Origin of the sequence: Streptosporangium sp. NPDC001559 (genome assembly GCF_042893955.1) — a bacterium.
In the GTDB taxonomy this organism is placed as follows: Bacteria; Actinomycetota; Actinomycetes; order Streptosporangiales; family Streptosporangiaceae; genus Streptosporangium.
The window spans coordinates 1-11,839 of the sequence record NZ_JBIAVG010000007.1; the positions used below are offsets into that span (position 1 = coordinate 1).

An 11,839-nucleotide genomic window follows, 5' to 3' on the forward strand; every position below is an offset into this window, starting at 1 on the left:
CACCTACGAAGGGTGGGGGCACGGCGCCTATGGCCGTGGCGACTGTGTCACGGCCGCCGTCGACGCCTACCTGATCTCGCTGAGGCTGCCCGCGCGAGGAACCCGGTGCCCGGCCGTACCGGTGGCGCCACCCGGCGCGGCCGACCGGCCCGCACCGCCGGCTCTGCTGCCGAACATGCCGGGCATGCCGGACTGGCCGGCGCCCCGTCACTGACCCATCGAACCGGTGATGCCACCGGAGCTTGAGGCGGGCCGGGAGTTGCTGTGACCGCTCACCGCTGCTTCCCTGGCTCGCCGGACCTGGCGCGTGCCTCCACGCACCAGGCGCTTCATGTGCTTTGCCTACCAGTCAGTCGGTTGGGGCGGGTTGCCGTTTTCACAGGCCGGGAGGCCGCGGTGCCGGGTGCTTGATGGAGGACCGGGTCGGCCGGCGAGGCGTTCCGACGCGTCACCTCACCGCGAGCCAGTCCGGGAATGCCATGGACCCGTGTCCCCGGTCGCCGATGACATGGTCGATCGGAGGTGGGGGCTGTGCCAGAGCGGGGGTCAGCAGGTGGTGACCGGAGTCCTCCCGGAGCGAATGAGTTCGACGAACGCCAGCGCATCGTTGAACGAGGCCGCGATCGAGCCACGATGGTCGACGCCCTCGTAGACCCTGTAGGTGACCTTCGACGCCTTCGCGCACATACCGGCGACGATCCGGTCGGTGCTTGCTTTGGGCGTGAGCGCGTCGGCGGAGCCTTGGGCCACGAGGGTGGGAACCTCGGTCTCCAGGCCGACCGGCTCCTGTGACCTCAGATAGGCAGTGAGCGGGGCGAGATCCGCCCCCTGCGCGAAGACCCTGTCCGCCGGGATCCGTGCGGCGGTCTCGCGGATCTGCGCCATGCAGCCCGACCGTGCTGTGGTGAGCAGTGGTGCGGCCTCCGGCGTCAGCAATCGGCCGGGGTCGACGGCCCCGTCGGCGGCAGCCGCGCCGATGAGCAGCGTCGGCAGGAAGGCGATCGCCTGATCGGCGCCGGGGGCACCTGAGAGGATGTATGGGGCCACCTGGCTCATGTCCCACCCGCCGGGCGCGATCGAGACAGCGCCACGCAGTCTCACATCTCCGGCCGCGTTCTGTGTCATGGCGGTGAAGAGCGCGGCGTGGCCGCCCTGGCTGTGCCCGACCGCGAACCAGTCACGCCCGACCCTCCGGTCCACTCTGCGAGCGGCCCGGACCATGTCGATCACCGTGTCCGCGGCGCTGGCGCCGTTCATGTACGGATGCTCACCAGGCGTGCCCAGGCCCTCATAGTCGGTCTGCGCTACGGCGAAGCCGTTGGCCACCCAGCCGTCGAGCGTCGTGTTCGCGATGAAGATGTAGTCGTCGGCGGGCCCACCGGAGGTGTTCCTCGACGGAGCGCACGCGTCCGCGGTGCCGGTCGTCCCGTGCGCCCAGCTGATCACCGGCCAGCCGTTGGCCGGAGGCCGTCCCTTCGGCAACGCCACCGTGCCCGTGACCCTGATGGCCTTGCCCGCGACACCTCTGGAGACGTACGTGACCAGCAGGTTACGGGACGCGCTGGGCAGGGCCTGTGGGCCGGTCAACGGCCGTACGGACAGGACTGACCCACGGATTCCGAGGTGCCTGGCCGGAGAAGAGACGGACACCGCCGCATCCGCGACGGGAGCGGGCAGGCCCGCCGTGAGTGTGACCGCAGCGGTGATCAACGCCGCCAAAGCGACCCACCGACCAGAGCGGAACCCGACGTGAGAGAATTGCATCGATTCTCCTCGCTAAGGGTCGACCATTTCCTGTCATGCCCTGCATAGGCTGGAAGAACGAACGTCGCCGCAGATCTGCATCCGCCGAAACCTTTGCCTACGCCGATTTCAAGGAAAGCTCCATCAAGTCGACTCTGCTGTCACGGGCCAAGGTTGATCGGCATGCTCGGACCGTTGATGTGATTTGAGACGGCGCATAGCGGATTTTATATCGCTTCGAACTCGGCCACGCAGGGTTTGAAATGGCGCTTTGAACAGACTGGCTCACCTTAACCGGTCGATGGAGAAAGTCACAGCGGTCAATGGATTCAGGTGATTGTCGGACGGGGCGGTGAGTCCCTTCAGGTTTTTTCCGTGTGTTCACGGTCATGCGATCGATCGGCCCGGCAGAGGAGAGGATGAGGCGCCCTGTCGGTACCTCGGCCAATGCGCTGGCGGTGCCACCTTCTCCAGACGGCGACGCTCGCCGACGACGACACCGGTTTGGGCTTGCCCGATAGCCGTCGTCCGCCCGGTCGTGCGGACGGTGGGGTAGGTGGCGGCGGCGCATCCGGCGCCGACGGAAACTCCGGTTGAAGGCCGTCCTGCTCGGACGCTCCAGGGGCGGGCTGAGCAGTAAGGTCCATGTGGCCGCCGACCGGAAGTGCCGCCCGTTGGCGTTCACCTTGACCGCGGGCCAGGCCGCGGACAGTCCGCAGTTCGTCCCCGTGCTGGGGCGGGTACGGGTCCGCATGCCTGTCGGCCGCCCTCGCCCCCGGCCGGGCGCGGTCGCCGCCGACAAGGCCTACCCCTCTCGTGGTAACCGCGCCCACCTGCGCGAACGCGGCATCAGGGCGGTCATCCCGCAGAAGAGGGATCAGGCCGTCAACCGGAGGAAGGGCTCCAGAGGTGGCCGGCCCGTCAGCCACGACGCGGACCTGTACAAGGCGCAACACCGTCGAGCGGCTGATCAACAAGCTGAAGGCCTGGCGGGGCATCGCCACCCGGTATGACAAGACCCCAGACAGCTACCTCGCGGGCCTTTGCCTGCGCGCCTCAATGGTTTGGATCAAGGACCTCACCCGGCCCACCCCCTGATCACAACCCAATACACGTCCTAGCCGCGACTACACCCCAGTCCCTGGGAATAGGTCACGTGTCGAGGAATCCGCGATCACGGCCGCTGGCGGAAGCTGATGCGCATCAGTCGGCTGTCGGTCCAGTCTTCGAGTCGTGTCGGCCGGATGGTGCCGGGGTCGTGGGGTTGATTGAGATCCGCGACGATCTCGGTCAGCACGGTCTGACGTTCAGCTGGGTCGGTGACCGGCGTGGCTCGTGCAGGCAGATCCGCACGGGTCCCGTTTTTGAGGTGGAAGGTGAAGTTGGGATTGGCGAGAAGGTTCGCATGCCAGTCGGTCGCGGCCCCGCCCGCGCCGCTACACAGGTAGGTTGCGCCCGCAGCCCGGTAGAAGAAGATCTCGATGCGGTGCGGCCGACCGGTGCGTCGCCCCAGCGTCGTGATGTCGATGATCCGTTCTCTGGTGCCTGCGGCGGGGGTGATCTCGATGGCTCGCCGGACGTGGTCGGGCAGGTGGGATAAAGACGCGTCCCGTGCGGAGTCGTTCGACCCGGTTGTGTCTGGAGTGCTCATGCGGTCTCGGTCTGAAGGGCGGGGCCGAGGAGGAGTCCACCGTCGATGACGTACTCCGACCCTGTGATGAACGACGCGTCCGATGATGTGAGGAACAGGAGGAGCCGGGTGACGTCGGTCGGCTCTCCGAGCCGGGGGACGGCGAACGGCTCGGGTGAGTAGAAGTCGGCGATCGCCGCGGTGGCGCCGGCTGCTGGTTCGTGGATGAAGGAGGTCGCGATCACGCCGGGGTGGATGGTGTTCACCCGGATGTGGTCGCGGCCGAGTTCGAGTGCTGCCGTTCGGGTGAGGCCGCGTACGGCCCACTTGCTGGCGACGTACGGTGCGTAGTGTGCCGTGCCGCCCAGGGCCATGGTCGAGGCGATGTTGACGATGGTTCCCCCTGCCGCGCGGCGCAGAGCGGGGGCGGCGACCTTGATGCCGAGGAAGGTCCCTGTGAGGTTGATGTCGAGGATGCGCGACCACGTGGCCTGCTCCGTGTCTTCGATCGTTGCCGGCGGGTTCTGCACGCCCGCGTTGTTGACGAGTACGTTCAGGGCGCCGAAGGCGCTCTCGGCGGCTAGCACAGCGTCGGACCACGAGCTCTCGTCGGTGACGTCGAGGCGGGTGAAGCGAGCGCGGGTCCCGAGCTCGTCGGCGAGAGCGGTGCCGCGTTCGGCGTCGATGTCACCGATCACCACGTTTGCTCCCTCCGCGTGAAAGGCGCGTACATGGCTCGAGCCCTGGCCGCCGGTCCCACCGGTCACGAGCACGGTCTGGTCGTCGAAGCGGGGCATCAGATGTTCCTTCGATACGGGGTGGCCGACCGGGAGCTTCAGAGATGAACGCCGGCCGATGGTGAGCTGAGCTGAGCGACTCACCACTGCCCTGACATTAGATCGATGGCAATGGAGAGTCAAGCCACTCATCTTGTATGCTCGGCCCATGAGCAAGGTCGTGACGACGTACCACCAGCGCGTCGCCCAGGAGAAGCGCGCGCTGATCATGACGGCCGCGACCGCACTGTTTCTCGAGTTGGGTTACGACCGGACGTCGCTGGCGCGGATCGCAGAGCGCTCGGGCGTTTCGCGGGCCACCTTGTTCAAGCAGTTTCCGAGCAAGGCCGCCCTGTTCGACGCCATCGTGACCGAGTCCTGGGCAACCGCTGACGAAGAGGATCCTCCGCCGGCAGGCAACATCGTCGACGGGCTCAGCACCATCGGTCGCCGCTACGCCGAGCTGCTAGGCCGTGCCCAGATGACCGACCTGTTCCGAATCGTCATCGCCGAGCTGCCGCGATTTCCCGAACTCGCCAATGCGCAGTTCTCGCACGGGAAGATGCCCTACTTCGAGTCCGTACGCGGCTATCTCCTAGCCGAGCACGAGGCGGGAACGGTGCGGGTCGAGGACGTGGAGCTCGCAGCCACCCAATTCCTGGGCATGATCTCCAACTACGTCTTCTGGCCGACACTCCTCGTGCCGGGCTGGGAGGTGAGCGCCGAACGCGTCGCTCAGGTAGTGGACGAGGCCGTCCGCACCATCGCCGTCCGGTACGCCGCGCCCGGGCCAGGGCCGTCCACCCACGACTGACCCGCCGACCGAGACCGAGTCCCACCGCCACCAAGGAACTGCTGCCTAAGCAATCGAGTCTGTCGGCCCTAAGACCGTGTCCTACATGGTGAGTTTGAGATGTCGCTTATGACAGACGAGGGCCGCAGCGAGAGTGAGAAAGGCCAGGTAGACGTAGGGGTAACGCTCGTAACGGGGTGACAGGCGCCGGTAGCCGAGCAGCCAGGAGATGGTCCGCTCGATCACCCACCGATGGCGGCCCAACCGCTGACCGGACTCGACGCCCTTGCGGGCGATACGCACCCCGATACGCCTGCCGCGCAGCCATCGCCGCAGCTCAGGATGGTCATAGGCCTTGCCGGCGTGAAGCTTGCCGGGCTTGCGACACCCGCCCCGAACCGGGTCGTGTCTCAATGGGAGGGCGAGCACCATCGGCTTCAACCGACGGCTGTCGTGGACCTTGGCCGCCGGCAGGCCGACGACCAGGGGCACTCCGGCCACATCCGACAGGATGTGCAGCTTGGAACCGGGTTTACCCCGGTCCACGGGTGAAGGGCCAGTGTGTTCGCCCCCTTTTTGGCCCTCACGTGCGCCGAGTCGAGCACCACGCGCGACACATCCAGCAGGCCGTCGTCGGCGAGCCGGTTCAAGACGGCCTGATGCAACCGATCCCACACTCCAGCCCGCGACCAGATCAAAAACCGGCGGTGCACAGTCGACTTCGAGGCTGCGAAACACGGCGGCAGCGCCCGCCAGGCGCATCCACTGACCAGCACGTAGACGACCGCGGCGAACACCGCCTCATCAGCGACACCGACGATCCCGCCGCCCTGCGGGCGCACCCGCGGCGCCGGCAGCAACGGCCGCATGATCTCCCACAACCCCGCCGGGGCAATCCAGTCCCATTGCCCGCCGTCCATGCTGAGTTCAACGACTCACTCACCATGTAGGACACGCTGTTAGGGGAACACCGCAGGAGCCGTTCAGCGGCCGTAGCTGTCGTTGATGACCTTGATGTGGTGGCGGAGGGCCCACTCAACGATCGATCTGCCCCACTCCTGACTCCACCACTGGACACCGAGGATCCGGCCGCTGCGGGTGATGTGAGTGGACTCCGGCACGCCGAAGCCGTGAAGAAGGTCGTCCGCCAAAAGCGCGGCCGTGCTGACGAGACCGGGGCCGTCGCCGAGGTCGTCCAACGGAGCGGCGGCTTCCGCGGGCTGAATGTCAGGCAGCGGGACCTTGTCACCGATCACGCTAAGGCCCCAGAGCCCTTGCCCGTTGAGCAGCTGCACGGGGAAGACAGGCGGGTGGGCGAACGACGCTCGCAGCGCCGCCGTTCCGGAGGCTCCGGCCCGGTCGCGGGCGTGCTCAGCGAGGAAGCGCACTCCGGACAGCAGAGTGATGACCAGCTTCTCGTCCGACACGCGGATCGCAGACGAGCCGTCGGGCTGAGAGAACGTCTCGGTGGCGGGGACGGCGAACACTCCGGCGCCGTCCCGGTACAGCTCGGCGGCCATCTCCCGCGCGATCGACGTGTGCTCGCGGGTAGCGTCCAAGATGTAGCGGCGCTGGCCGAGCAGGACTCGCACCCAGCGGCTCGAATCCCGGGCGATCATGGGGCTGCGCCACTGGTAGGCGTTCTTGACGTGGGTGAACGTGGTCGTGTTGATCTCCGACTCGCCGGGCTGGTCGGGCACCAGGGACATCACCAGCCACGGCTCCGCCGGGTCGAGTCGGCTGATGGCCGTGGCCTCGATCCGCCCGGCCCGCTCCGCCTGGTCGCGGCGGGCGGCGTCACGACGCCGGTAGGCGGTCTCGATCTCCGGTTCGGTCAGGTATCCGATGGTGGTGCCGACCCGGCGGGGGTAGCGATAACCGTTGTTGATGAGCACTCCGTACGGGTAGCGCGGGCCTGCCGCGACCGCGATGACGTAGCAGCCGGTTCCGGGCGCGGCCGGGTTCTCCACCGGGATGATGTCGACCGGCGGGCGCGGTGCGAGACCGCCGGCGAGGATCTGCTGCATGCGGGTCGCCTCGCCGTCGGACAGGTCGACGCCCGGGAGCGCGGTGGCGCGTCCCTGATCGTCCTCGTCGGCGCCCAGGATGAGGATGCCGCCACGGGTGTTGGCCAGGGCGGCGACGTCGCCGCACAGGTTCCTCTTGGCGGTGTCGTCCCTCTTGTACAGCTCTCTCTTATAGTCCAGGTCCTCAGCCTCGAAGACCTGCCCGGTGACGAGCAGCTCCAGGTGGTGGTATCTCAGGGCGTCGGAGGTGAGGGGAGTCGAGCCCAGAAGGGCCTCCAGGCGCGTCGAGCGAAGAACGGTCATGGGGCAGCTTACGCCCGGGAAATCCGCACTTTTCAGCCGATGCTGATCACCTGGACGATCAAGCCCTGGTCGGCCGGGGAATGGCAGAGGGCAGGGCAGGCAGCCTAAACTCCCGGTGTCGGCGCGGTGCTCCGCCCACCATCGCTTCGTTGACGACGAGGTGTCTGTGGCAGAGCTCGCCGAGGAGTACCGGTGAGCCGCTCGACGCTCCATCGCATTGTTCGCGCTGCGCCTGAGCGGGGAATCAGGCACGTTGCCCGCCCAGGACGCTGCGTCGTTTTTCCGTCCCCTGTTCGATCTGGAGAAGTACTTGTGACCATGGAAAACCCCGGAGGGGCCACCGCGAAGCTGGCGGTTCTGATCGATGCGGACAACGCCACGCCAACGGTGATTGAGGAGTTGCTTGCCGAGGTGGCCCGATATGGGACCGCCCACGTCAAGCGTGCCTACGGCGATTGGACGGATCCTCGTCTCAAGGGCTGGAAGGATCGGCTGCTCGCCCAGTCGATTCAGCCCATGCAGCAGTTCGCCTACACCACCGGCAAGAACGCCACCGACGCCGCGATGGTCATCGATGCGATGGACCTGCTGTACACGGGCCGCTTCGACGGGTTCTGCATCGTCTCCTCCGACAGCGACTTCACCCGCCTGGCGGCCCGTATCCGTGAATCCGGACTGACCGTGTACGGGTTCGGGGAACGCAAGACCTCCAAGCCGTTCGTCGCGGCCTGTGACAAGTTCATCTACATCGAGAACCTGCGCCCCGGCGTCAGGGCCAGGCCCGTCTCGTCGACCTCGGCGAAAGGCCCGTCCGATGACGCCGACCTGATCAGCCTGCTGCGCCGTGCTGTGGAGGCTGCCTCCGACGACGAGGGCTGGGCGAATCTTGCGAGCGTCGGCCACATCGTCACCAAGCAACGCCCTGACTTCGACTCCCGCAACTACGGCTATCCCAAGTTCAGCGACCTGTTCACCGCCACAGACGCGTTCCAGGTGGAGCGTCGCATGCCCGGCGGTGGCAAGACCGCGGTTGTCTACGCTCGTGACAAGGCCCGGGCCGATGCCCTGTAGACGGCACACCGGATGCCGCTGAATGACAGAAGTGACCCACTGGTAACCAGCCCGCGGTGATTCCAACGTCGGCCTGCTCCCTGCCTACGAAGCACTTGCCTACGCCCACGCCGCCGAGGGGAACGCCCGCGAAGCTCAATTGTGGGAGGCATACGACCGGCTCCCTCCCCAACACGGCCAGGAGTCACTTTTCCCCACCTGGGGGCTGATGGCGGTGAGGCCCGCCATCAGATCGTCAACCGTCTTCCCCCTCAGGCTCATTCTTTGCCTGCCGCCCAGGAGCTGCGTGCACCGGCTGCTTGGCTGTGATCTGGGTTTTCTAGGGGCGCACATAGGAATGCCCTGTCTGATAACGCTTTTCTACCTGCCTCACCTGAGGAACGTGGTCGTCATCGGTTCGCACGCCACCATTTTGAATGGTGGCGTCCATAGAGATGGCGCCACCCGGAATCCTCTATCTCCACACCCGTCTCCCCTTGGCGAAGGCGAGATCGGCTCTCCGCTTCCGAACGTGTCCCCAGCCCCAAAGTGTGTGCCAGGGTCTGTCAGTTGATCCGGTCGGGATCGGGAAGGGTCCTGGCCGGTTCCTGAGCGTGCGCGGCGCGATGGGCCAGGCCATCGAGGATGAGGGCCAGTCCGGCCTCGAAAGCCGCTTGGTGGTCGATCGTCGGGACGTTGGCCGCGCGGGCCGTACCGGGGTCGGTGTCGGCTTGTTCTTCCAGGACACTGCCGACGGTGAAGCGGCCGGCGGCCATCATCGCCATCTGGGCGTCCTTCTCGGGCAGACCGGAGGCGGTCAGGAAGGCCATCTTGTGGGCGATCCGGTCAAGGTCGGCCGGGCCGGGACTGGATCCGGAGTGCAGGCGTGCGCCGTCACGGCGCATCAGCAGGGTGCGCCGGAAGCTGCGCGTGTTGTCCAGGAACCATTCCCGCCAGTCCTGGCCGGGGGCCGGTAGCGGTGCTGCGGCGTGCGGCGCCATGGCGGCCTCGGCCATGGCGCTGAGGAGTTCCTTCTTATTCCGGAAGTGCCAGTAGAGCGACGGCTGCTCAACGCCCAGGCGTCTGGCCAACTGCCTGGTGCTGATGGCGTCCAGGCCGACCTCGTCGAGGAGGTCCAGCGCCTGGGCGATGACGGTCTCTCGATTCACTTTCACCACCTTTGACAAACTATCACCGATAGAGTTCCCTGGTGAGTGTACCTATCAGTGATAGATAAGGAGGTCGATGACATGGCTCTCGCATCGGGAACCCGCCTCTTGAAGATCCTCATCTGCGGCGGCGGGATCGCCGGGCAGGCGCTGGCCTACTGGCTTGCCCGCGGTGGTCACCGGGTGAAGGTCATCGAGCGCTTCCCGGCGCTGCGGGCCACAGGCGCCCAGGTCGACCTGCGCGGCGAGGGCATCGAGGCGATCGAGCGCATGGGGCTCATGGGCGCCGTCCGGAACAAGCTCGTGGACGAGGCGGGCGTCGCGTTCGTGAACGCCCGCGGCAAGGTCAAGGCGACGATCATGGCCAACACCTCCGGGCAGGGCCGCCAGACCCTGACGTCGGAGTACGAGATCATGCGCGGTGACCTGGTGCGCATTCTCAACGACGCGACGAAGGACAACGTGGAATACGTCTTCGGCAAGAGCGTGGACGGCTTCGATCAGGATGAACGTCAGGTTGTCGCACACTTTTCCGACGGATCATCGGAGGAATGCGATCTCCTGGTCGGCGCGGACGGGCAGGGATCGCGACTGCGGCGGGCGATCCTCTCTGAGGGATTCGACCCGTATTGGCGGGTCGGCATCCACATGGCCTACTGGTTCGTCTCGCGCATCGCTTCCGACGGCAACATCCGCGACACCTACATGGTCCCGGGCGGGCGCCAGATCATGCGCCGCAGCCACAATCCGCGCGAGACGCAGGTCTACTTCGTGATGAGGGAAGACTCCGAGGAGGCCTCAGCGATTCACCGCGAGCCCATCGAGCGCCAGCAGGAGTTCTGGGCCGGCAGGTTCGCCGGCGCCGGATGGCAGACCGAGCGCTTCATCGACGGCATGAAGACCAGTCCGTTCTTCTACTCCCAGGAGATCGCCCAGGTCCGCATCGACACCTGGTTCAAGGGCCGCGTGGTCCTGGTCGGTGACGCCGCCCACTGCGCCTCCCCCTTCAGCGGCATGGGCGTCTCCGGCGGCCTGGTGGGCGCCTACGTCCTGGCCGGAGAGATCAACCAGCACCCCGATGACCTGCCGGCGGCGCTGGCGAACTACGACACGATGCTGAGACCCTTCGCCGAGGAGATCCAAGGCCAGGTCAACCCGCGCCTCCTACGGTTGGGCATGCCCATGACCCAGCGCGCGATCGACGCCTTCCTCGCCGTCACCGGGCTGGCCACCGCGCTACACATCCCCGACCTTGTGGCGCGTTTCTCCAAGGAGGACCGCGGTGGAGACTGGCGACTCCCGGACTACCCACAACTCCAAGCCGCCTAGCCGCCCGCGTCAGTCCGGTGCCTGGCGCACCCGCGAGGTGTCGGGTTTCGGTGGACTCCTCCCACGTCAGGGCTCTAAAAGGGGGGGCAGACCGGCCCGAGCCCGGTCGGCCTGGGACGATGAGGAGCTCTCAGGCCTCACGCCCGGGCCGTCGACCGGCCGGGTTCCAGCTCCGAGGTTCGATCACGCGGCTGAGGCCTCACCCCGGCCACATGATCCGAACCCCGGACGGCTTCCGGTTCAGCAGAGGACGTTGACGCTCGTGACGAGGTTGCCGGGATCCAGCGGCCGGGTGGACCAAGGCTGTACGCGGTCCCATCTGCCGTCCGCGTAGATGACGTCGAAACCGTTTCCGTGGGCGCTGCCCCGCCTGTAGTGGTCGTTGATCGTGTGATAGCCGCAGCCGTCCACGTTCCACCACGGCCCGCCCGGGCCCTGGCGTCCGCCCGAGAGTTCGATGCACGCTCGTCCCGCGTCGCACCCGCGTGCCCAGTACCCGCCGGCGGCGGCCTGGGCGTGGGAGGCGATCGAAGAGGAAGCCAGGGCCAGGCCGCCGACGCTCATGACGGTGGCCGTGAAGGTGACGATCCTGCTGCTGATGCGCATGTGAACCGCTTTCCTTGGGATGTTCCCGGTGGGGCCGGTGTTGTCGCCTGGGATCCTGCGGCAGACGACCGTTCGCCGTCTGTATCCGATCGGCCACTGTCGGCTATCGACCTGCGGTGAAAGCCCCGGGGCCGCCACGCGGAACACGGGCACCGGTGCCGAACCCTCTCGCGCGGCCGGTCATCGCCCGCGTCCGTTCCGCCTGGCCTGCCTGCCGCCCCGGCCGGCCAGGAGGGCTCCGGCGACGGCGGCCGTCGCGTAGAGCGTGAGCCACACCGCGAATCCGCCCGGCAGCCAGGCGAGCAGTCCGGCGTTGCCGTGGTCGGCCAGCAGCCGGATGGCGCCCTGTACTCCCAGGGTCAGCAGCAGCATGCCGATGATCAGTACGGCGACGTGCTTCATGTGGCCTGTCT

12 protein-coding genes and 1 pseudogene are annotated in these 11,839 nt (G+C 67.1%); 5 read left to right on the top strand and 8 right to left on the bottom strand.

Features of this window, described 5'->3' with window-relative positions; translation table 11 throughout:
* On the top strand, positions 1 to 214 hold a 214-nt coding region (locus ACFYY8_RS17015; RefSeq protein WP_390041670.1), incomplete at its 5' end, for an alpha/beta hydrolase.
* A 332-nt stretch (positions 215 to 546) separates the two neighbouring features.
* Here ACFYY8_RS17015 and ACFYY8_RS17020 read toward each other — a convergent pair.
* Positions 547 to 1,764, bottom strand: coding sequence for an alpha/beta hydrolase family protein (locus tag ACFYY8_RS17020; RefSeq protein WP_390041672.1), 1,218 nt, complete (start codon positions 1,762 to 1,764; stop codon positions 547 to 549).
* A gap of 539 nt (positions 1,765 to 2,303) precedes the next feature.
* Here ACFYY8_RS17020 and ACFYY8_RS17025 point away from each other — a divergent pair.
* A pseudogene (locus ACFYY8_RS17025) lies at positions 2,304 to 2,841 on the top strand (IS5 family transposase); the annotation flags it as partial.
* Between the two features lie 76 nt (positions 2,842 to 2,917).
* On the opposite strand, the gene ACFYY8_RS17030 reads toward ACFYY8_RS17025, so the two are convergent.
* The gene (locus tag ACFYY8_RS17030; protein ID WP_390041674.1) at positions 2,918 to 3,394 is read right to left on the bottom strand and encodes a nitroreductase/quinone reductase family protein; all 477 of its coding nucleotides are present in this window, start codon (positions 3,392 to 3,394) and stop codon (positions 2,918 to 2,920) included.
* On the bottom strand, positions 3,391 to 4,170 hold the full coding sequence (locus ACFYY8_RS17035; RefSeq protein ID WP_390041676.1) for a glucose 1-dehydrogenase: 780 nt from the start codon (positions 4,168 to 4,170) through the stop codon (positions 3,391 to 3,393). Before ACFYY8_RS17035 ends, ACFYY8_RS17030 begins: the two co-directional genes overlap by 4 nt.
* A gap of 148 nt (positions 4,171 to 4,318) precedes the next feature.
* Here ACFYY8_RS17035 and ACFYY8_RS17040 point away from each other — a divergent pair, with 148 nt between their 5' ends.
* Entirely contained in the window at positions 4,319 to 4,963 is a 645-nt protein-coding gene (locus ACFYY8_RS17040) for a TetR/AcrR family transcriptional regulator (RefSeq protein ID WP_390041678.1), read from the top strand.
* An 81-nt stretch (positions 4,964 to 5,044) separates the two neighbouring features.
* Here the strand turns inward: ACFYY8_RS17040 and ACFYY8_RS17045 are convergent.
* Both ACFYY8_RS17045 and ACFYY8_RS17050 read right to left on the bottom strand, forming a co-directional pair.
* Positions 5,045 to 5,862 (bottom strand): IS5 family transposase gene (locus ACFYY8_RS17045; RefSeq protein WP_390041680.1). Its coding sequence is split into 2 segments (ribosomal slippage): positions 5,045 to 5,520 and positions 5,520 to 5,862, totalling 819 coding nucleotides; the frame shifts between segments, so codons are not numbered across the junction.
* A 63-nt stretch (positions 5,863 to 5,925) separates the two neighbouring features.
* Entirely contained in the window at positions 5,926 to 7,272 is a 1,347-nt protein-coding gene (locus tag ACFYY8_RS17050) for a helix-turn-helix domain-containing protein (RefSeq protein ID WP_390041682.1), read from the bottom strand.
* A 318-nt stretch (positions 7,273 to 7,590) separates the two neighbouring features.
* On the opposite strand from ACFYY8_RS17050, the gene ACFYY8_RS17055 reads away from it, so the two are divergent.
* Entirely contained in the window at positions 7,591 to 8,343 is a 753-nt protein-coding gene (locus ACFYY8_RS17055; RefSeq protein ID WP_390042412.1) for an NYN domain-containing protein, read from the top strand.
* A 545-nt stretch (positions 8,344 to 8,888) separates the two neighbouring features.
* On the opposite strand, the gene ACFYY8_RS17060 is transcribed toward ACFYY8_RS17055, so the two are convergent.
* Positions 8,889 to 9,491, bottom strand: a complete 603-nt coding sequence (locus ACFYY8_RS17060) for a TetR/AcrR family transcriptional regulator C-terminal domain-containing protein (protein WP_390041684.1) — start codon at positions 9,489 to 9,491, stop codon at positions 8,889 to 8,891.
* 81 nt (positions 9,492 to 9,572) lie between these two features.
* Between ACFYY8_RS17060 and ACFYY8_RS17065 the strand changes: the two genes are divergently transcribed.
* Positions 9,573 to 10,820, top strand: a complete 1,248-nt coding sequence (locus tag ACFYY8_RS17065) for an FAD-dependent monooxygenase (RefSeq protein ID WP_390041686.1) — start codon at positions 9,573 to 9,575, stop codon at positions 10,818 to 10,820.
* A gap of 240 nt (positions 10,821 to 11,060) precedes the next feature.
* Here ACFYY8_RS17065 and ACFYY8_RS17070 read toward each other — a convergent pair whose 3' ends face one another.
* Entirely contained in the window at positions 11,061 to 11,426 is a 366-nt protein-coding gene (locus ACFYY8_RS17070; protein ID WP_390041688.1) for a hypothetical protein, read from the bottom strand.
* 180 nt (positions 11,427 to 11,606) lie between these two features.
* Positions 11,607 to 11,828: a hypothetical protein gene (locus ACFYY8_RS17075; RefSeq protein WP_390041690.1), complete on the bottom strand. Its 222-nt coding sequence runs from the start codon at positions 11,826 to 11,828 to the stop codon at positions 11,607 to 11,609.
* Positions 11,829 to 11,839: the final 11 nt, after the last annotated feature.